This window comes from Bradyrhizobium sp. USDA3010 (assembly GCF_056429065.1).
Genome location: NZ_JBWJZD010000006.1, coordinates 113,790 through 133,884, shown reverse-complemented (window position 1 = coordinate 133,884; position 20,095 = coordinate 113,790). Strand labels below are relative to the sequence as shown.

Annotated in this window: 19 protein-coding genes; 8 read left to right on the top strand and 11 right to left on the bottom strand. The window is 65.5% G+C overall.

Going from position 1 to position 20,095, the window contains the following annotated elements; translation table 11 throughout:
* The first annotated feature begins 76 nt into the window (after positions 1-76).
* Together AC066Y_RS12265 and AC066Y_RS12260 are read left to right on the top strand one after the other, a co-directional pair.
* Positions 77-1,207, top strand: coding sequence for an FAD-dependent monooxygenase (locus AC066Y_RS12265; protein WP_478274085.1), 1,131 nt, complete (start codon positions 77-79; stop codon positions 1,205-1,207).
* Positions 1,204-2,814, top strand: a complete 1,611-nt coding sequence (locus tag AC066Y_RS12260) for a benzoate-CoA ligase family protein (protein ID WP_478274084.1) — start codon at positions 1,204-1,206, stop codon at positions 2,812-2,814. Before AC066Y_RS12265 ends, AC066Y_RS12260 begins: the two co-directional genes overlap by 4 nt.
* Positions 2,815-3,001: 187 nt before the next feature.
* On the opposite strand, the gene AC066Y_RS12255 is transcribed toward AC066Y_RS12260, so the two are convergent.
* From AC066Y_RS12255 to maiA, 3 genes are read right to left on the bottom strand one after another with little or no spacing between them, the layout of a single operon-like run.
* Positions 3,002-4,186: a 3-hydroxybenzoate 6-monooxygenase gene (locus tag AC066Y_RS12255; RefSeq protein WP_478274083.1), complete on the bottom strand. Its 1,185-nt coding sequence runs from the start codon at positions 4,184-4,186 to the stop codon at positions 3,002-3,004.
* Entirely contained in the window at positions 4,186-4,698 is a 513-nt protein-coding gene (locus AC066Y_RS12250) for a MarR family winged helix-turn-helix transcriptional regulator (RefSeq protein WP_478274082.1), read from the bottom strand. Before AC066Y_RS12250 ends, AC066Y_RS12255 begins: the two co-directional genes overlap by 1 nt.
* Positions 4,688-5,320 carry a maleylacetoacetate isomerase gene (gene maiA / locus AC066Y_RS12245; protein ID WP_478274081.1) on the bottom strand — a complete coding sequence of 211 codons (633 nt, stop codon included), beginning with the start codon at positions 5,318-5,320 and terminating at the stop codon, positions 4,688-4,690. Before maiA ends, AC066Y_RS12250 begins: the two co-directional genes overlap by 11 nt.
* A gap of 105 nt (positions 5,321-5,425) precedes the next feature.
* Here maiA and gtdA point away from each other — a divergent pair, with 105 nt between their 5' ends.
* Positions 5,426-6,466 carry a gentisate 1,2-dioxygenase gene (gene gtdA / locus AC066Y_RS12240; protein ID WP_478274080.1) on the top strand — a complete coding sequence of 347 codons (1,041 nt, stop codon included), beginning with the start codon at positions 5,426-5,428 and terminating at the stop codon, positions 6,464-6,466.
* 183 nt (positions 6,467-6,649) lie between these two features.
* Here gtdA and AC066Y_RS12235 read toward each other — a convergent pair whose 3' ends face one another.
* From AC066Y_RS12235 to AC066Y_RS12220, 4 genes are all read right to left on the bottom strand, one after another.
* Positions 6,650-7,477 carry an ABC transporter permease gene (locus AC066Y_RS12235; protein WP_478274079.1) on the bottom strand — a complete coding sequence of 276 codons (828 nt, stop codon included), beginning with the start codon at positions 7,475-7,477 and terminating at the stop codon, positions 6,650-6,652.
* The gene (locus AC066Y_RS12230; RefSeq protein WP_478274078.1) at positions 7,470-8,243 is read right to left on the bottom strand and encodes an ABC transporter ATP-binding protein; all 774 of its coding nucleotides are present in this window, start codon (positions 8,241-8,243) and stop codon (positions 7,470-7,472) included. Before AC066Y_RS12230 ends, AC066Y_RS12235 begins: the two co-directional genes overlap by 8 nt.
* A 160-nt stretch (positions 8,244-8,403) precedes the next feature.
* Entirely contained in the window at positions 8,404-9,408 is a 1,005-nt protein-coding gene (locus AC066Y_RS12225; RefSeq protein ID WP_478274077.1) for an ABC transporter substrate-binding protein, read from the bottom strand.
* Positions 9,409-9,523: 115 nt separating this feature from the next.
* Complete coding sequence (locus AC066Y_RS12220; RefSeq protein WP_478274076.1) at positions 9,524-10,885, bottom strand: FAD-dependent oxidoreductase; 1,362 nt, start codon at positions 10,883-10,885, stop codon at positions 9,524-9,526.
* Between the two features lie 113 nt (positions 10,886-10,998).
* On the opposite strand from AC066Y_RS12220, the gene AC066Y_RS12215 reads away from it, so the two are divergent.
* Positions 10,999-11,883 (top strand): LysR family transcriptional regulator, encoded by an 885-nt coding sequence (locus AC066Y_RS12215; protein ID WP_478274075.1) that lies wholly within the window; start codon positions 10,999-11,001, stop codon positions 11,881-11,883.
* A gap of 73 nt (positions 11,884-11,956) precedes the next feature.
* Positions 11,957-12,208, top strand: coding sequence for a hypothetical protein (locus AC066Y_RS12210; protein WP_478274074.1), 252 nt, complete (start codon positions 11,957-11,959; stop codon positions 12,206-12,208).
* Between the two features lie 15 nt (positions 12,209-12,223).
* Here AC066Y_RS12210 and AC066Y_RS12205 read toward each other — a convergent pair whose 3' ends face one another.
* Positions 12,224-13,024: an enoyl-CoA hydratase-related protein gene (locus tag AC066Y_RS12205; protein WP_478274073.1), complete on the bottom strand. Its 801-nt coding sequence runs from the start codon at positions 13,022-13,024 to the stop codon at positions 12,224-12,226.
* Positions 13,025-13,202: 178 nt separating this feature from the next.
* On the opposite strand from AC066Y_RS12205, the gene AC066Y_RS12200 reads away from it, so the two are divergent.
* Together AC066Y_RS12200 and AC066Y_RS12195 are read left to right on the top strand one after the other, a co-directional pair.
* Complete coding sequence (locus AC066Y_RS12200; RefSeq protein ID WP_478274072.1) at positions 13,203-14,177, top strand: ketopantoate reductase family protein; 975 nt, start codon at positions 13,203-13,205, stop codon at positions 14,175-14,177.
* Positions 14,178-14,217: 40 nt separating this feature from the next.
* Positions 14,218-15,000 carry an SDR family oxidoreductase gene (locus AC066Y_RS12195; protein WP_478274071.1) on the top strand — a complete coding sequence of 261 codons (783 nt, stop codon included), beginning with the start codon at positions 14,218-14,220 and terminating at the stop codon, positions 14,998-15,000.
* Here AC066Y_RS12195 and AC066Y_RS12190 read toward each other — a convergent pair.
* Positions 14,992-15,723 (bottom strand): aspartate/glutamate racemase family protein, encoded by a 732-nt coding sequence (locus AC066Y_RS12190; RefSeq protein WP_478274070.1) that lies wholly within the window; start codon positions 15,721-15,723, stop codon positions 14,992-14,994. The two genes, AC066Y_RS12195 and AC066Y_RS12190, sit on opposite strands and share 9 nt — an antisense overlap.
* A gap of 105 nt (positions 15,724-15,828) precedes the next feature.
* Positions 15,829-16,509 (bottom strand): alpha/beta hydrolase family protein, encoded by a 681-nt coding sequence (locus tag AC066Y_RS12185; protein ID WP_478274069.1) that lies wholly within the window; start codon positions 16,507-16,509, stop codon positions 15,829-15,831.
* A gap of 260 nt (positions 16,510-16,769) precedes the next feature.
* On the opposite strand from AC066Y_RS12185, the gene AC066Y_RS12180 reads away from it, so the two are divergent.
* Positions 16,770-18,605, top strand: coding sequence for a di-heme-cytochrome C peroxidase (locus AC066Y_RS12180; protein WP_478274068.1), 1,836 nt, complete (start codon positions 16,770-16,772; stop codon positions 18,603-18,605).
* Between the two features lie 15 nt (positions 18,606-18,620).
* Here AC066Y_RS12180 and AC066Y_RS12175 read toward each other — a convergent pair whose 3' ends face one another.
* On the bottom strand, positions 18,621-20,090 hold the full coding sequence (locus AC066Y_RS12175) for an FAD-binding oxidoreductase (protein ID WP_478274067.1): 1,470 nt from the start codon (positions 20,088-20,090) through the stop codon (positions 18,621-18,623).
* Between the last annotated feature and the right edge of the window lie 5 nt (positions 20,091-20,095).

The following is a 20,095-nucleotide window of genomic DNA, read 5'->3' as shown; positions in this document are numbered from 1 at the left end:
CCCTCTGGCGTTCCCGCCAGAGGGCGATTAGTGTGGACCCAAATTGTAAGTACACTGTCAATCTGGGAGGCAGACGTTGCGGATCGCCGTGATCGGCGGAGGGCCCGGCGGGCTCTATTTCGCCTATCTCTGGAAGAAGCGTCATCCTGACGCCGAGATCGATCTGTTCGAGCAGAACGCCGCCGGCGCCACCTGGGGCTTCGGCGTGGTGTTCTCCGAGCAGGCGCTGGAGTTCCTGCGCGCCGACGACCCCGAGACGGTCGACGCCATCACCCCAAAGATGGAGAGCTGGAAGAACATCACGCTCAATCTGCGCGGCGAGAGCGTCGAGATCGACGGCGTCGGGTTCTCCTCGATCGGCCGGCTGGCGCTGCTGACGATCCTGCAGCAGCGCGTGCGCAGCACCGGTGTCACGCCGCGCTTCGACACCGTGGTGCAATCGGTCGAGCAACTGAGGGGTTACGACCTGATCGTCGCCGCCGACGGGCTGAACTCGATGGTTCGCCGCGGCTTCGAGACCGCATTCGGCGCGTCGGTTACGCATTCGACCAACAAGTTCGCCTGGTACGGCACCACCAAGCCCTTCGCGACGCTGTCGCAGACCTTCGTGGCGACCGACCGCGGCAACTTCAACACCCATCACTATCGCTATTCGAAGGACATGAGCACCTTCCTGGTCGAGTGCGACGCGGCGACCTGGGAAGCTTACGGCTTCGCCGACAAGACGATCGAGGAATCGCAGGCGATCTGCGAAGACGTATTCGCCGCGACCTTGGACGGTCACAGACTGATCTCGAACAAATCGGTGTGGCGCAATTTCCCGTGGATCTGGAACGAGCGCTGGTCGCACGGCAACATGGTGCTGATCGGCGACGCGCTGCATTCCGCGCATTTCTCGATCGGCTCGGGTACCCGGCTGGCGATCGAGGATGCGATCGCGCTGACCAAGGCGCTGGAGACGGAGACCGGCGTTACCGCTGCGCTTACCCGCTACGAGGCCGAGCGCAAGCCGATCGTGAAGAAGCTCGTTACCGCGGCGCGGACCAGCGCCGACTGGTACGAGCATTTCCCCGCGCACATGAAGCGCGACCTGATGGATTTCGCCTACAGCTACATCACCCGTTCCGGCCGGATCGACGACGCGCGATTGCGCGCGATGTCTCCCGCCTTCATGGCCCGTTTTGAGGCCGCAAAGGGACGCTCATGACTGGGATCGCCGACCTGGTTCCGCAGGACAACCCCGGTGCGCGCGAGATCGGCTTTGCGATCCCCGAGCGCTACAATGCGAGCCGCATCCTGTTCGACAATCTCGGCAACGGCAATGCAGACCGCCTGGCGCTGACCGGTCCCGCCGGCACGCGGACCTATCGCGAGCTGTGCACTGACGCAGCGCGCTGGGGCCATGCATTCCAATCGCTCGGGCTAAAGCGCGGCGACCGCGTGCTGCTGTTCCTCGACGACACGCCGGCCTATCCGGCGGCGTTCTTCGGCGCGGTGCGCGCCGGTTTCGTGCCGCTGCTCATCAACACGCTGACGACGCCGGAGCTGCTGCAATTCTATCTGTCCGACGCCGGCGCGCAGGTCGCCGTCGCCGATGCCGAGTTCTGTTCGCGCTTCAGCGCCGAGGCCTGCAAGGACACACCGCTGCGCACGCTGGTCGTGGTCAATGGTGCCGCCGGCGATCACGCCGTTGCCGAAACGCGCAACGCCGGCGACTGGCTGCATGCGTTTCCGACCGAGCTCAACGCGGCCGACACCCACCGCAACGAGATGGCGTTCTGGATGTATTCGTCGGGCTCGACCGGCCGCCCCAAGGGCATCGTGCATCTGCAGCACGACATGGCCTATAGCGAGCTGGCGTTTGCCCGCAACGTGCTGAAGCTCAAGCCCGGCGACATCTGCTTCTCGGTGCCGAAGATCTTCTTCGCCTACGGTTTCGGCAATTCGATCACGTTTCCCTTCTCCGTCGGCGCCGCGACGCTGCTGCTGCCGGGCCAGCCAAAGCCCGCGGCGATCTTCGCTGCCATCGCGCAGTACCGGCCGACCGTGTTCTTCGGCCTGCCGACGCTCTACATCACCCTGACCAAGGCCGAAGGCGCCGAGCAAGCCGACTTCTCCTCGCTGCGGATGGCGGTTTCGGCCGCCGAGGTGCTGTCGGCCGAGGTGTTCAACGGCTGGAGGCGGCTCACCGGGCTCGAGATCATCGAAGGGCTCGGCTCGACCGAGGTGCTGCACGTCTATCTCAGCAATCGCGCGGAGCAGAAGAAGCTCGGCGCCGCGGGCCTGCGCGTGCCCGGCTACGAGATCATGCTGCGCGACAGCGACGGCCGCGAGGTTGGCGACAATGAGGAAGGCATCCTGTGGGTGCGCGGCGATTCCGCGACCCCGCTGTACTGGAACCGGCCGGACAAGACCGCCGAGACCGTGCGCGAGGACGGCTGGATCTACACCGGCGACCGTTTTGTGCGCGACAGCGACGGCTTCCACTTCTTCCGCGGCCGCGCCGACGATCTGATCAAGATCTCCGGTCAGTGGGTCTATCCGCTGGAAGTCGAGCTGTGTCTTGCCGATCACCCCGACGTCCGTGAATGCGCCGTCTACGCCGCCGAATTGCCTGACCGCCGCATGACGCTGCGCGCCGTGGTGGTGATGAACAAAGGCGGCTTCGACACCGATGAGGCGACGCGGCGGCTGCAGGACTACGTCAAGGCGAAGCTGTTGCCGTACAAATATCCGCGCGAGGTAAAATTCATCGACGAGTTGCCGAAAACCGGCACCGGCAAGATCGATCGCCAGGCGGTGATGCGGATGTGACAGCCACACACTCGCTGTCGTCCCGGCGAAAGCAGGGACCCATAACCACAAATGTCTGTGGCGCGAAGGCTGGGGCCTCAGCCTGCTATGACAACAGCCATCGGTGGTTATGGGTCCCGGATCGCGCTTCGCTTGTCCGGGACGACACCAGGAATGTGGCGCGTGTCGCGTATCTCACATCGAGCAGCTAGCTACCCAACCCCGTCCCGCCGTACAGCCACGCGATATCGTCGCACCACTCGGCCTGCGACTTCGCGCTCATGATCGCGTTGCGGATGCGGGCGTGGTCGCCAGCGGGATGGTAGACGTGCTCGCCGATCGCGCGTGACATCAGCTGCACGCGGGCGGTGCGCGGGAAGCGTTGCGCACGGTAGGCATCCAGCGCGACCGCATGATCGTCGTGATTGGCCAGCATGTGCGACAGGCACACCGCGTCCTCCATCGCCTGGCAGGCGCCTTGCGCGAAATATTGCAGCATCGGATGCGCGGCGTCGCCGAGCAGCACCACGCGGCCATCGATCCAGCGTTCGGTAGGATCGCGATCGCATAGCACCCAGAGCTTCCAGTTGGTGCCATGGCGGATGATGCTCTGCGCCCGCTCATGGACGTGGGTAAAGCCCCTCATCACCTCGTCTTCGGAGACCGGCTTGCCGGCGACCGGCTCCGGCGCATCGTTGTGATAGGTGACGACGAGGTTGAACACCTTCCAGCCCGACAGCGGATAATGCACGATGTGGCATTTCGGGCCGGCCCACAACGTGGCCGCGTTCCAGCGCAGATCCTCCGGCATCTGCTCGGTCGGAATCACCGAGCGATAGGTGGTGTGGCCGGAGACACGCGGCGGCCCATCTGCCGTCACCTGCTTGCGGATGTTGGACCACAACCCGTCGGCGCCGATCAGCAGGCGTCCGGTGATGCGCTCGCCACTGGCGAGCTTTGCAGTCACCGACGAGCCATCCTGCTCGTAGCCTGTCACCTCGCTGGACACGCGCAGCTCGATCAATTCATGATTCTGGCAGGCGCGCAGGAACACGCCGTGCAGGTCGCCGCGATGCACGACGGCATAGGGATTGCCGAACCGCGTGCGAAAGGCATCGCCGAGATCGATATGGGTGATCTCATCGGCGGTCAGCGCATCCATCAGCCTCAGCTGGTCGATATAGACCGCCATGTTGCGCGCGGCCTCGCCGACGCCGAGATAGTCGAAGGCGTGGAACGCGTTCGGCCCGAGCTGGATGCCGGCACCGATCTCGCCGAGCACGGCCGCCTTCTCCAGCAGGATGGAGCGAATGCCCTTCTGCGCGAGCCCGAGCGCCACGGCGAGGCCGCCGATGCCGCCGCCCGCGATCAGGACAGGTCTCGTCTCAGCCATCAAACCGACCTCCCCAGATGTTCGAGCGCATCCTCGGCGCGCAACGGCACCCGCGAGGCCTCGTTGTTGAGGTCGACAAGTTGGGTCAAGAGCGAGAGAAGCGTCTTGCGATCGGCTGGCTTCAGCGGCTGCAGCATCCGCGCCTGCGCCTTGTCGACCGATGGCATGATGTCGTTGAGCACGGAAGCGCCGGCCTTGGTGAGATAGAGCAGCTTGACGCGCTTGTCCTCGGGCGCCGGCTTGCGCACGATGTATTCCTTGGCCTGCAGGCGCTCGATCACATTGCCGAGCGTGGAGCGGTCGAACGCGATCACCGCCGACAGCCGGGTGGCGTCGATGCCGGGATGGGTCGAGATCGTGACCAGCGCGGCATATTGCACCGGCGTCAGGTCGAACGCCTTGCACTCCTCGATGAACAGCGCGACCGCGATCTGCTGCATGCGCCGGAACAGATAGCCGGGCGCGGTGTAGACCGCGTCCATGGTGACGGGTCTTGGCTTGCTATTCGGCATCGGGCTGCTTGTCCGGGGCGGCATCGGCGAACGCCTTGACTTGTTTTGCGGCCGCTTCGGCCTTGAGCAGGCGCGGATAGGCCGACACGTCGACGCCGAAGCGCCGCGCATTGGCGAGCTGCGGCACCAGGCAGAGATCGGCGAGCGTCGGCCGATCGCCGAAGCAGAACGGCCCGGCCTCCTCAGCGATCAGGGTCTCGCAGGCCGACAGGCCCTCGCGATTGGCCCAGGCCGCCCATTCCGTCACCTGTGCCTCGGGCAGGCCGAGCTGGCGCAGCCGCGCCAGCACCTTGAGATTTTGTACCGGGTGGGTGTCGCAGGCGATCGCCTGCGCGAACGCGCGCACCTTGGCGCGCCGCAGCGGATCCTTCGGCAGCAGCGGCGGATTGGGATGGGTCTCGTCGAGCCACTCGATGATCGCGAGCGACTGGGTGAGGATCGCGCCGGCATCGCTCTCCAGCGTCGGCACCAGCCCCTGCGGATTGATCGCGAGATAGGCCGGCGCGCATTGCTCGCCCTTGCGCAGATGATGCGGCAGATGCTCCGGCGTCAGCCCCTTCAGATTGAGGGCGATCCGGACCCGGTAGGACGCGCTGCTCCGGAAATAGCCATGCAGCTTCATCGGAACCTCCCTTGCATTTCCTCATTGGCTTGGTTCGTTGACGCTAGCCATATTGTAAGTATACTGTCAATCAACTGAACCGACAAGAATGATGGGAGGCTTGCCATGGAAGCCGTGCAGAAGACGCCCGAGCGCGAGGCGTTCTACAAGAAGATCGACGGCCAAAACCTCTCGGCGCTCTGGAACGTGATGAACGATCTGATCACGCCGGAGCCAAGGAGCGCCTGCCGTCCGCATCTGTGGAAGTTCGACCAGATCCGCGATTACATGAACGAGGCCGGCAGGCTGATCACGGCCAAGGAAGCCGAGCGCCGCGTGCTGGTGTTGGAAAATCCGGGGCTGCGCGGCCAGTCCAGGATCACGACCTCGCTTTTCGCCGGCGTGCAGATGGTGGTGCCGGGCGACATCGCCCCCGCGCATCGTCACGCCCAGTCCGCGCTGCGCTTCGTGCTCGAGGGCAAGGGCGCCTTCACCGCCGTTGACGGCGAACGCACCGCGATGGCGCCGGGCGACTTCGTCATCACGCCGTCGATGACGTGGCACGACCATTCCAACGAAACCAGTGAGCCGATGTTCTGGCTCGATGGGCTCGACATCCCGATGGTGCAGTTCTTCGACTGTTCGTTCGCCGAAGGCGCCAAGGAGGATCAGCAGTCGATCTCGAAGCCCGCCGGTGCCAGCTTCGCGTGCTACGGCCACAATCTGCTGCCGATCGACCAGAAGCGGACCTCGAAGACCTCGCCGATCTTCAACTATCCCTATGAATACACCCGCGAGGCGCTGGAGAAGGCCAGGGTCGGCGACGAATGGGACGCTTGCCACGGCCTCAAGCTGAAATTCTCCAACCCCGAGACCGGCGATTTTGCGATGCCGACCATCGGCACCTTCATCCAGCTGCTGCCGAAGGGCTTCAAGACCGCGCGCTATCGGTCGACCGATGCCACCGTGTTCGCCGCGATCGAGGGCAAGGGCCGCACCCGGGTCGGCGACCAGACTTTCGAGTGGGGACCGCGCGATTTGTTCGTGGTGCCGAGCTGGCACTGGGTCACCCACGAGGCCGACGCCGACTCCGTGCTGTTCTCGTTCTCCGACCGCCCGGTGCAGCAGAAGCTCGATCTGTTCCGCGAGGACAGGGGCAACGCGTAAGAGGCGCAGCAAAGTGTAATGCTGTCGTCCCGGGCAAGCGGAGCGCGACCCGGGACCCGTAACCACAGGGTTTTGTTGTTCGAGGTGCTGGGGCCACAGCCGCTTCTAACAACGACATCCTGTGGATATGGGTCCCTGCTTTCGCAGGGACGACAGCGTGCATTGTGGTTCGCAGAGTGCGTCTCACCGCCAGTGCAGCAGCCGCGTCTCGAGCAGATTGATCAGCTTCCCCACCGCAAGCCCGAACAGCGACAGGATCACGACGCCGGCGAGCAGCTGATCGGTCTGCATCAGATTGCCGGCCTGCAGCACGAAGGCGCCGATGCCGTATTGCGCGCCGATCATCTCGGCGCTGACGACGAGCAACAGCGCGACCGACGCGGTGATGCGGAAGCCGGCGAGGATCGAGGGCAGCGCGCCCGGCCAGATCACGCGGCGCACGATGGCGTGGAACGGCACATTGAAGCTTTGCGCCATCCGGATCAAATTGCGCGGCACCGCGTCGACGCCGCTATAGACCGAGATCGCGGTCGAGAAGAACACCCCGAGCGCAATGGTCGCGATCTTCGGCTCCTCGCCGATCCCGAGCCACAGGATGAGCAGCGGCAGCAGCGCGATCTTCGGAATCGGGAACAGCGCCGAGATGAAGGTGATGCCGACGCCACGCGCCATGGTCGACAGCCCGATCGCGAAGCCGACAATGACGCCCGCCGCCGTGCCGATGATCCAGCCGGTGCCGATCCGCATGATCGACCACGAGAGGTGCTGCCACAGCGCCCCCGACATCGCGAGCTTGGTGATCGCAACCGCGATCGCCGACGGTGCCGGCAGGAACAATGGATTGACCCATCCTGCGCTGCCGGCGAGCTGCCAGACCGCGATGACCAGCGCGAGCGCGATCCAGCCGGCATAGCGGCTGCCGCCAGGCGTGAAGCCGGCGCCGCGAAACGCGACCGGCCGCGTCGCTTCCGCCGATTGGGGCTTCGTCTCCTGCGGGGAGCGGTCAAGCATGCTGGACCTCGCGCTCGGCATCGATCGCTTCTTTCCGGATCAGCGACCACAATTCGCCCTGCAAGGCGGCCAACTGCGCGCGGGCATCCGGCGCGCCGCGCTCGGCGCGCGTCATCGGGATGGTCACGATCTCCCTGATGCGGCCGGGGCGGCGCGACAGCACCACGACGCGGTCGGCAAGCCGCACAGCCTCCTCGAGATTATGCGTGACATAGACCGCGCCCATCGCGCCGTCGGCGAGCAGACCGACGAAATCCTCCATCAGGAGCTCGCGGGTCTGCGAATCCAGCGCCGACAGCGGCTCGTCCATCAGCAGGATCGCCGGGCGCACCGCGAGCGCACGCGCGATGCCGACGCGCTGACGCATGCCGCCGGACAGCTGCTTCGGGTAGGCCGCGCGAAAGTCCGACAGTCCGGTGCGGCGCAGCGCGTCGTCGATCACGCCGCGACGCTCGCCGGCGCTCAAGGCCGTGTGCAGCAGCGGAAACGCGACGTTCTCCTCGACCGTATTCCACGGCAGCAAAGCAAAATCCTGGAACACGAAAGTCAACGGATTGAGGCTGCCGGCCGGCGGCGCACCGCGTAACTCGGCGGCGCCCGCGGCTGGCCGCAGCAGGCCACCGAGGATCGACAGCAGCGTGCTCTTGCCGCAGCCCGACGGCCCGACGATCGCGACGATCTCGCCGGCGCGAACCGTGAAGGAGACATCGTCGAGCACGTCGAGTGCACCGAAGCGATGGCTGATATGGTCGGCGATCAGGTCCATATTGCCCCGCTTTCCCAGCTCGAACCGTCATCCTGAGGAGCGCAAAGCGCGTCTCGAAGGATGCACGGCCCCGATGCAGCCGGGCCGTCGACCCTTCGAGACGCGCGCAAGTGCGCGCTCCTCAGGGTGACGGTGATAGAGTGGTGTGTGCGGTCTACCATCAATCCGCCTTCACGTAATCCTTGGCGATGATCGTGCCGGCGTCGAAGCCCTTGTCCACAAAACCCTGCTCCTGCAGCCATTTGATCTGGTTGTCGACGTTCTTCACGTCGAGCTTGCCGTCGGGATCGACATAGGCGCAGTTGCCGACCACCTGATCGACCGGAAGATTGGTGTATTTGGCGATGATCTCGAGCAGCGGTTTTGTTCTCTCGTTGATCGGCACCACGCCGTCCTTGATCGCGGTCAGGATCACGTCGTGGTATTCATGGTCGGCGCGGGTGAGCGCGTTGAGCAGCTTGGTCACCAACGGCGCGTTGGTCAGCGTCTTCGGCGAAGCGAAGATGGCCCCTAACTGCCATGGCGTCTCGTCGCCGACCCAGCCGAGGAACTTCGCGCCGCCCGAATCCATCAGCGTCCGCGCGGTCGAGACCGGCAGCAGCGCGGCGTCGACGGTTTCGCCCTTGAGCGCAGCGGCCGCATTCGACAGCGATTGCAGCGGCACGATCTTCACGTCGGACAGCTTGAAGCCGTATTTGTCGGCGAGCAGGCCGAGCGAATAGTGGAAGCTGGAGCCGACCTGGGTCACCGCGACGCGCTTGCCGGCAAGATCCTTCGGGGTCTTGAGGCCTGCGGCATAGGCATTGTTGCTGGCGAAATAGCCGATCAGGGGATAGCCGGCTTTCTCGCGGCTCATGCCGCCGATCACCTTCAGCGTGCCCTTGCCGGCGAGATTGTAGAGCCCCGCGGTGAACGCGGTGATGCCGAAATCGACATCGCCCGACGTGGTCGCGACCGCGATCGGCTGTGCCGCGTCAAAGAACTTCAGCTCGACATCGAGCCCGGCGTCGCGGAAATAGCCCTTGTCCTGCGCGATGAACACCGGCGCCGACGACGACAGACGCAACACGCCGACCCTCGCCTTCAGGAGATCATCGGCCCGCGCGACGCCACTCGCGGCCCACACCAAGAGACCCGCGAGTGCGAGCCGCGCCCAACCCTTCATTGCCGTCCTCCGCCGAGAGCCCTTTCCGTTCCGACTAGATCGGAACGGGGCTCCAGATTCCTGTCTTGACGCATCTTCTTCACGCGAACCGGTGTCCACTTCGCTTGAAAGCGCTCTAGATTCCTTCAGGCACGGCCTGATCGCGGCCGATGAACGCGCCCTGCTTGCCAAGCTGTTGTTGCAACTTTTCGACAGAAATGTCGCGCGGAATCGTATTGCCCGACAGTGCCATCGCCGCCGCGGTTCCCGCCGCCTCGCCCATCACGAAACAGGCACCGGAGACGCGCGCCGCCGATTGCCCTTCATGGGTCATCGAGGCGCAGCGGCCGGCGACCAGGAGATTGTCGACGCCGTCAGGCACCAGCATGCGGTACGGCAACTCGTTATAGCCGCGGCTTTCCGGGATCGGCGGAAACTCGAAGATCACGTCGCCCGGCACGTGCGATTCCTTCGGCCAGCCGTTGACACCGATCGAGTCCTCGAACGAGGCGCACCCCAGCACGTCCTCGCCGGACAGCATGTAGCCGCCGATCACGCGGCGCGTCTCGCGGATGCCGAGCTGCGGCGGCAGATCGACGATGTAGGAATTCTCGAAGCCGGGCACCGTGCGCAGGAACGCAAAGGCCTCGACCGCCTGACGGCGGCCCTCGATCTCACCGCGCGTCATCTCATCAGGATCGATGCCCGAGATGGCGCCGCCATCGCTTCGTGTCACCTGGGTGAAATTCACCCGCCATTCGATCTGCGATTTCTGCGGCCGCACGATCGCGGACTTGCGCGGGAATTTATGCGTGCCGGCGGCCTCGGCCTGCGCCATCAGCGCCGGGATGGTCCGCCACGCATCGCCTGCTTTGGCCGGATCGATGCCGTTGAGGCGGAACATCATCGAGGGATAGAGCATGCCGCCCTGGTTGTCGCCGACCTCATAGGGCGCGCCGGCCCACACCGCGAGGTCGCCGTCACCGGAGCAGTCGATGAAGATGCCGGCTCGCACCGCCCGTCGGCCGGCCTTGGTTTCCACCATCAGCGCACGAATGTGTGCGCCATCCATCACGACACCGGCGCCGAGCGCGTGAAACAGGATATCGACCTTGTGATGCGCCAGCAGATCGTCGGCCGCGATCTTGTAGGCCGCGGTGTCATAGGCCTGCGCAAGGATCTTGCCGAGGATCAGATGCGGCGCGTTCAACCCGCCGAGCCGGTCGATCCGCGCCAGCAGGTCGGAGGCGATGCCCTGCACCACCCGATGCATCTCGCCGAAGATGTTGGCGTGCAGCCCGCAGAAATTGGTCACGCCCGCCGCGGTGCCCATGCCGCCGAGAAAGCCGTAGCGCTCGATCAAGAGGGTCCGCCGTCCGGCGCGCGCCGCGCCGACGGCTGCCGCGATGCCGGCCGGACCGCCGCCAAGCACCACCACGTCGTATTCGCCATAGACCGGGACCTGCCGCGCAGGTTCTTCGATCGTGCTCGCTCGCATCATTTCCGCCCTGAACAAAGTTGATTGGGCCAACTATGAATTGATGCGGATTGCAGTACAATCCACCAAATACTGTAATCAGCTTTCGCGAATCGAGAAAAGTCAGACGGCAGATGGATACGCTGGTCAACCTCGAAGCCTTCCTCGCCACCGCCGACGCCGGCGGCTTCTCCGCCGCGGCGCGCAAGCTCAACGTCGCGACGTCGGTCGTCGCCAAGCGCGTCACCCAGCTCGAGGAGCGGATCGGCACCGCGCTGTTCCACCGCTCGACCCGCCAATTGCGGCTGACCGAGGCCGGGCAGCAATATGTGCATCGCGCCCGCGGCGTGGTTGCAGATGTCGGCGATCTGCTGTCGCGGATGGGCGAGAAGCAGCGCGATCTCACCGATCATCTGCGCGTCAAGGCGCCGACCTCGCTGACGGTCGCGCGGCTCGCCGATGCCTTCACGGTCTTTCAGAAACAGAACAGAAGCGTGAAGCTCCAGATCGTGATGATCGACCGTCCGGTCGATCCGGTGACCGAAGGTTTCGACATCGCGATCGGCGCCTTCCCGCATTCCTTCGGCGGCGTCGTCGACGAGCCGCTGTGCCGGCTGCCGCGGCTGTTGTGCGCCTCATCGGCGTATTTGAAGAAGCACGGCACGCCGAAACATCCGCGCGACCTGGTCGATCACCGCTGCCTCAGTTTCCTGCCGACCGGGCCGGAATGGCCGTTCGAGGGACCGCGCGGCCGCATCAATGTCCAGGTCCGCCCGATTCTCTCGTCGAACGAGGGCCGCGTGCTGACGCAAAGCGCGATCGCCGGCAACGGCATCGCGCTGCTGTCGCACTATCTGGTCGCGGACGCGCTGCGCGACGGTGCGTTGCAGCCGATCCTCACCGAGTTTCCGATCCCGGAACTGTGGGTGAAGGCCGCCGTTCCCGAGCGCCGCATCAATGCCGCCGCGGTGCAGGCACTGCTGAAGACACTGAAAAAGTCGCTGTCGCAATCGCTTTGATGCGGCGGCAGTCTTGCCCCCTGCACGCCGACCCGAGACAAGGACGAAAGGATCGCCCGCTTTGAAACTCCTGATGTCAGTGTCGCTTGGCCTCATCCTCGCCGCTGGACCGGCGGCGGCGATCGAGACCTGCCGGTTCATCGAGGCCAAGCCGGAACGCGAAGCCTGCTACCATCGCCAGGAGCAGGAACTGGCGGCCAAGCGCAAGCCCGAGCCGACGATCACCCAGTCGAGCGAATCCAGGACATTCGAATCGCTGCAGCAGATGCATCGCGACGACGAAGAGGTCTATCGCAGCATGCGCGGCATCTGCCGGGGTTGTTGAGCTGGGCGGCCGGGCCTATGCCCCGCCGCTACCCCAGCGGCCCGCGCGCTTCTCGGCAAAGGACGCAAGCCCTTCGGCGGCCTCGGCGGTCTGCCGCCTGGCGGAATGCAGCTGGACGAGACGCTTGTAGGCCTCATCGTCGACGCCCATGCCGCCGAACGAGCTTTCCATCGCCAGCTTCTTTGTCTCGGCCATCGCATCCGGCGCGTTGCCGAGCAGCTGCTCCACGACCTTGGCGCCCGCGCTTTCGAGATCGGCCAGCGGCACCACCTCGTGCACCAGGCCGATGCGGCGGGCGTCCTCAGCGCCGAAACGTTCGCCGGTCAGCGCGTAGCGGCGCACCTGGCGGACGCCGATCGCATCACAGAGCTGCGGGATGATGATCGCAGCCGTCAGGCCCCAGCGCACCTCGGTGATCGAGAACAGCGCGTTATCGGCCGCGATCACGATATCGCAGGCCGAGATCACGCCGGTGCCGCCGCCGAAACAGCCGCCCTGCACCAGCGCCACGGTCGGGACCGGCAGCGTGTTGAGGCACTGCACTGCCTCGAAGGTGGCGCGCGACGCCGCCTCGTTCTCCTCCGACGATTTCGGCCGCACGCCGTTGATCCATTTCAGGTCGGCGCCGGCCTGGAAATGCTTGCCGTTGCCGTTCAGCACGACGACGCGCACCGGCTTGCTCGAGAGATCGTCGATCGCGGCGAGCACGCCCGCAATCAGCGCGCCGTCATAGGCGTTGTTGACCTCGGGGCGATTCAGCGTGACGGTCGCGACCCCGCGCGCATCGAGGCTCCACAGGACTGGGCTGGCCGACATGACGTTCTCCCTCGTTCGGCATTGCTGTTGCCTTGTACCAGCCTTGCACTATGGCGAGAGGAGCTGGCTTGATCCATCACTTTCGAGCGCGCGCGGCCGCGCCGCATGCATGGCGGGTTGCGCAATGCCCTGCGCTTGTGGAAACTGACGCGGCACGTTGCAAGGACTTGTTCCACTCATGCGTATTTGCATTTTCGGCGCGGGCGCCGTCGGCAGCCACTTCGCAGTCCGGCTGGCACGCGCCGGCCATGATGTGTCCTGCGTGATGCGCGGACCGCATCTCGACGCGGTCCGGTCCAACGGCTTGACGCTGAAGGTCGGCGAGAGCAGCGTGACCGCGCAGGTGAAGGCGTCGGCCGATCCTGCCGAGCTGGGGCCGCAGGACGTCGTCATCAGCACGCTGAAGGCCACCGGCATCACCGCGCTCGCAACGGGGCTTCCGCCGCTGCTTCAGCGCGACACATCAATCGTGTTCGCGCAGAACGGCATTCCCTGGTGGTACGATCTCGGCCTGCCGCCGCAGCATCCCGCCATCCCCGATCTCGGCTTCCTCGATCCCGGCGGGCGCCTGCGCAGCGCGATCCCGAAAGAGCGGATCATCGGCGGCGTGATCTTCTCCTCCAATGAAGTGGTTGCGCCCGGCGTGGTGGCGAACCTGTCGCCAGATCGCAACCGCCTCCTGATCGGCGAATGCGACGATCGCCAGAGAGCGCGCATCGCCACTCTGCGTGCGGCGCTCAATGACGCCGCGATCGAATCGCCCGAGGTCAAGGAGATCCGCGAGACGATCTGGTCGAAGCTACTCACCAACATGTCGATGTCGGTGCTCTGCCTGCTGACCGGGCTGACCGCACGCGGCGTCCGCGACGATCCCGACATGCAGGACGTGATCCCGCGCCTGCTCGACGAGGCCAATGCGGTGGCGACGCATTACATTCCGGAGGTCAAGCGCGTCACCCGCTCAGGGCCGGCGCCGGACCACAAGCCGTCGATCCTGCAGGATTACGAGCTCGGCCGCGCCATGGAGATCGATGTGCTGGTGCGTGCACCGGCGGCGTTTGCCCGCGCAGCTAACCTTCCGACCCCGATGCTCGACCTGATGGCCGCGCTCGCGATCCAGAAGGCGCGTGACAAGGGGCTCCATCAGAGCTGACAATCCGCCCCATGACGCTAACAAGCAGGGATATCGAACCATGCAAGTCAAGGACAAGGTCTGCATCGTCACCGGCGGCGCGAGCGGGATCGGCGAAGCGGTGGCGCGGGCCTATGCCGACGCCGGCGCTCGCGGCGTCGTGGTCGCCGACCTCAAAACCTCGCGCGACCGGCTCGCCAGCGTCGCCGGCGATATCGACGGGCTTGCGGTCACCGCCGATGTCGGGCTCGAGGAGGACGTCAAGGCGCTGATCGCCGCAGCCGAGGACAAGTATGGTCCGGTCGACGTGTTCTTCTCCAATGCCGGGCTGTCGCGCAAGGGACAGGAAGCCGCGTCCGATGCCGACTGGGATGTGAGCTGGCGCGTCCATGTGATGAGCCACGTGTTTGCGGCGCGCGCGCTGGTGCCCGGCATGCTCGCGCGCGGCTCCGGCTATCTGCTCAATACGGCGTCCGCGGCGGGGCTGCTGGCCTCGCTGAACTCGATGCCTTATGGCGTGACCAAGAACGCCGCGGTCGCGCTCGCCGAGCATCTCGCCATCCAGTATGGCGATCGCGGCATCCGCGTCTCCGTGCTCTGCCCGCAATCGGTGCAGACGGGGATGACCACGCCGGGCCCGAGCGCGGAGCGCGTCGACGGCGTGCTGCAGCCCGGCGAAGTGGCACGGATGGTGATCGAGGCGATGGCCGAGGAACGCTTCCTGATTCTCTCGCATCCCCAGGTGCAGGAATACATGCAGCGCAAGGCCACCAATCGCGAGCGCTGGCTGTCCGGCATGCGCCGCCTGCGCGACCGGATCTATGGCGGTGCGGCGTCAGGCTGACGGCGGAGCGAACTTCCCTAAGAGCCCGGAATAGGTCTTCGCCGCAGGCGTAGCGTAGGCGCCGCGGCGCGAGGTCGTGAGCTTGAGGCCGGCGAGCGCTTCCGCCTGCTTCACCGCGGCGGCCACGCCGTCCACGACAGGCACGCCGAATTGCGCCGACAGCTCATGGGCGAGATCAGCCATGCCGGCGCAGCCGAGCACGATGGCGTCGGCGCCCTTCTCCAACGCGTGGGCGATCTCCGCCTCCAGCTTCTCCCTCGCACCCGAACCCGGTTTCTCCAGATCGAGCACCGCGACGTCGCAGGCGGTGACCGTGGCGCGGTCGGCAAAGCCGTAGCGGCGGACCAGTTCCTCCAGCGGCACGATCGAGCGCGGCAGCGTGGTGACGATGCCGATGCGCTTTGCGATCTGTCCGGCCGTGACCAGCGCCGCCTCGCAGATGCCGACCACCGGGTAACGCGCCAGCGACCGCGCGGCGTCAAGCCCGGTGTCGTCGAAGCAGGCGATAATGCCGGCATCGGCGTCGGGCGTTTTCAGGAAGGCCTCGATCAGCCCGGGAACGGCGAACGCCTCGTCGTAGAAGCCTTCGATCGAGGCGGGTCCCATCGACGATGTGACGGCCACGATCTCGGTACCATCAGCGGCAACCGCCCGCGCGGCGGTCGCGATCGTAGCGGTCATCGACGCGGTGGTGTTGGGATTGACGATCAGGATTTTGGTCATGGAACGAGATTAGTAGCCCGGATGCAGCGAAGCGCAATCCGGAACGGTGTCACAAGCGGAAAGGCCGGCCCCGGATTTCGCTTCGCTGCATCCGGGCTTACGCACCTACACATGCTTCGCGACCCAGGCCGCGAAGCCATCGAGCACCTCGGCCATCACCTCGCGGTCGTTGCGGCCGGAGCGCTTCAGGACATGGAAGGAGTGATCCGCCTCCTGCACCAACTGCAGCGTGGCACGCGCACCCAGCGCCTTCACCACCGGTTCGAGCTGATCGAGCTCCGCCAAGGCGTCGCGCGTGCCCTGCAGGAACAGCATCGGGACCTTGACCTCGGCGAGGTGCTTGGCCCGCTCGCTCGACGGCTTGCCGGCGGGATGCAGGGGAAAGCCGAGGAACACCAGCCCGCGCACGCCGGCGAGCGGCGCTTTGGCCTGCGCCTGCGAGGTCATGCGTCCGCCGAACGACTTGCCGCCGGCGAACAGCGGCAGTTCGCCGCAACGGCGCGCGGCCTCCGCGACCGCGGCACGCGCCGTCGCCTGCGCGACAGCGGGCGGATCGGGCCGCTTGCTGCCCTTCTCCATGTAGGGAAATTGATAGCGCAAGGTCGCGATGCCGCGCTCGGCGAGGCCGACCGCAATCGTCTCCATCGAGGCATGCGCCATGCCGGCGCCGGCGCCATGCGCAAACACATAGGCGCTACGGGCCTGCGCCGGGCGCAGCAGCAGTGCGGACACCGCGCTGTCGTCCGAAACCGTGATGGTGAGCGGTTGTGCACTTGGCGCGTTCAAGATGACATCTCGAGGAATAGTTGCTCCGTCATTTCTAGCCGCAGGCAGCCATGCGCGCAAATGCCGCCGAGGAGAGCACGCCGCAAGTGAACTGGCTCACAGCCAATCGAGATTTCCTCTGCAACATTTCCGTTGTTAGACCAACAGCCGCCACTGTAGGATGGCGCGCAGCGCATCACACGCTTAACGCGAACCTGTTTCGGCGATTTTTAATATCTCATCCATATGACGCGCGGGTACCGCGAATTGGGGGACGGGGCATGCCTCGCAAGACGATCTTCTTCATCGGGCTGCTGATTGTCGCCGGCGTCCTCTACCTCAAGGACGATATCGAGACGGTGGCGAGCGGCTTCCGCGTCAAGGTCGTCGACTACCAGCCGCCGGCAAAGACGGTGTGGCTGGATCAGAATGTCAGCGCCGAACGGCTGCGCTGGTTCTATCACGCCGACCAGGGCACGCGGACTTTCGGCATTCCCCTTGAATGGTTCATGGCGCTGGAGCAGCCGACGGTCTGGCCGCTGCTCACTGCGGCACCGCGGCTCAGCGAGACCAATTATCTCGGCCGCTTCGGCTTTATTCCCGACACCGTGATTCCGGGTAGCCCCGATGCACTGCCGATCGGCTTTGCGCCGAGCGGCCCGATGGCCGACGCCAACGGCGCGCCCTGGCGCAACCCGCATAGCAAGGCTGATATGAACGGGGTCGGGCTGACCTGCTCCGCCTGCCACACCGGAAGCTTCAGCTACCGCGGCACCGAGATCGTGATCGACGGCGGGCCCGCCAACACCAATTTGTTCGAATTCCAGAAGAGCGTCGGCGTCTCGCTGCTGTTGACGCGGTTCTGGCCGGGCCGCTTCTCGCGCTTCGCCGACGAGATCCTCGGCAAGGATGCCAGCCTCGACGAGCGCATGGCGCTGCGCGGCCAGCTCGATCTCGTGCTGAAGCAATACGCCAACATCAATTCGCTGGAGAACAAGGTCGCCGCCAACAGCGTCGAGGAAGGCTATGCACGGCTCGACGCGCTGAACCGGATCGGCAACCAGGTGTTCTCGATCGACCTGAACAATCCGAACAATTACGCCGCGCATTCGGCGCCGGTGCATTTCCCGCGGATCTGGAACGCGCCGTGGTTCAGCTGGGTGCAGTATGACGGCTCGATCATGCAGCCGATGGTACGCAATGCCGGCGAGGCGCTCGGCGTCAGCGCCGAGCTCAATCTGCTCGACGAGTCCAAGGGCCTGTTCAAATCCAGCGCGCGGATCGACGTGCTGCACGAGATGGAGCGGATGATCGCTGGCGAGCCGCCCAGCGAGGACAAGGGTTTTGGCGGCCTGGCGTCGCCGAAATGGCCGGAGAATATCCTGGGGCAGATCAACGTGGATCTCGCGAAGAAGGGCGGCGAACTCTACAAGACGCATTGTCAGGGCTGCCATGGCCCGGCGATCGACAGCAAGGCGCTGCCAGCCAGCGAAGCCTTTGCGCTGTTCAAGGACAAGAAGCGCTGGATCAAGAACGACGCCGGCCAGCCGCTGCTCGACGTCGAGATGATTCCGATCAGCCATATCGGTACCGACAGCGCGCAGGCCGAAGGCCTTGCGAGCCGCACCGTCGAGACGCCCGCCAATCTGAACATCAAGGACGGTGGTTTCGGACCGGCACTCGGCGAACTGGTCGAGAAGACCGTCGACTACTGGTACGACCAGAACAAGACCCCGCCGGAGGACCGCAAGCGCATCAACGGCTACCGGCCGAACGAGATCCAGGCGCCGCTCGCCTACAAGGTCCGGCCGCTCAACGGCATCTGGGCGACCCCGCCCTATCTGCACAACGGATCGGTGCCGTCCATCTACGCGCTGCTGTCGCCGGTGAAGGATCGTCCCTCGACCTTCTATCTCGGCAACCGGGAGTATGACCCCAAGGATCTCGGCCATGTCTGGAAGGACAACATCAAGAACGCCTTCGTGCTCGACACCAGCAAACGCGGCAACAGCAATTCCGGGCACGAATTCTCGAACGAGAAGCGCCTCGGCGTGATCGGGCCGGAGCTGAAGGAAGACCAGCGCCGCGCCTTGATCGAGTTCATCAAGACGCTTTGAGCTTCGGCCTGCTCCTCATGCCGTCGGGACGCTGGGCGGCACGCTTTGGGCGTGGTGAAACAAATCATCGGGATCGTATTGCTGCTTCACCGCAACCAGGCGGGCGAGGTTGTCGCCCCAATAGGCTGACGCATAGTCGTCGAGGTCGAGGTCGCAATAATTGACGTAGGACGCGCCCGGCATGAATGGGCGCATCGCCGCATAGATCCTTGCGACGTCACCGAGATGCGCCGCGGTGTCGGCGGATCGGCTCCAGCTCGAGAAATACTGGATACAGTACTGCGTGCCGGCGCGGCGCGGGAATGCGGTGGCGTCGGCGGCAACATCGGCGATCCGACCGCCATAGGAATCGCACAGCAGCACGATGCCGCCTGGCGCGATCGGCGCGACCGCCGCCATCATGGCTTCGATGCCATCGGAGGCGAGCGGCGTCAGCACATAGTCCGACTTCGCCTTCATCAGCACCGACTCATAGGCAAGCGGTCCGGCAAAGTGCTTGACCGCATCGAGGAAGGCGAGCGATTGCACCGACAGCGCCGATGACGGCGGCCGCACCGCCGTCAATCGCCGGAGTTCGCTGCGCAGCTCGCTCTCGCTGCCGACCGACTGGCCAATGCAGCGCATCGTGATCAGGCCGTGGCCGGCCGGGCCGACCTTCATGATCGAGGTGATGTTCGACGGCGCATTCGGCGCCCAGTCCTGCCAGGCGGCGAACAATTGCGCGGCGTGGGCCTGCGACAGTTTCCAGGAGACACCGAACACCCGCGTCGTCTTCAAGGGAAACACCTCGATCCTGAACTCGGTCGCGATACCGAAGCTGCCACCACCGCCGCCGCGGCAGGCCCACCAGAGGTCCGGCTCGGATGTCGCATTGGCCTGCAGCACACGCGCCTGGGCGTCGACAACATTCGCCTGCAGCAGGCCGTCGCAGGTCAGTCCATGCGAGCGCGCGAGCAGGCCGTGGCCGCCGCCGGTGAGATGGCCGGAGATACCGACGGTCGGGCAACTCCCTGCCTGCAGTGCGAGGCCCTGGGCGGCCAACGCGGAATAGAGCTCGTACAGCGATACGCCGGAGCCTGCCGTGACCAGGTTCGAGGCCTTGTCGACCACAATCTGCTGCAATCCGCGCACGTCGATCGCAACCCCGGACGATTGCGACAGGCCTTCATAGGAATGCCCGCCGCAGCGAACGGCGAAGCTCAATCCGTTGCTGCGCACCCAGTCGACCATCACGGCAACCGCGTGCTCGGTCTTGCAGACCGCACGCAGCGCCGGCGCCAATTGCTTGCGCTTGCTCGCGGCAGGCAGGTAGTCCGCATAGTGCGCGTCCTGCGGCCGCAGGAACTGAACGTCGGTCGCCGGCAGGTTCGGCAATGGCGGCAGCGGTGCCACGCCCTCCGCCGGCGGCGCGGCGATCTCGGCGTCGGCGGCGGCAACCGGCGCATCGGAAGGCAAGAACTCGTCGACGCGAAGCGGATGTTCCATGGCGA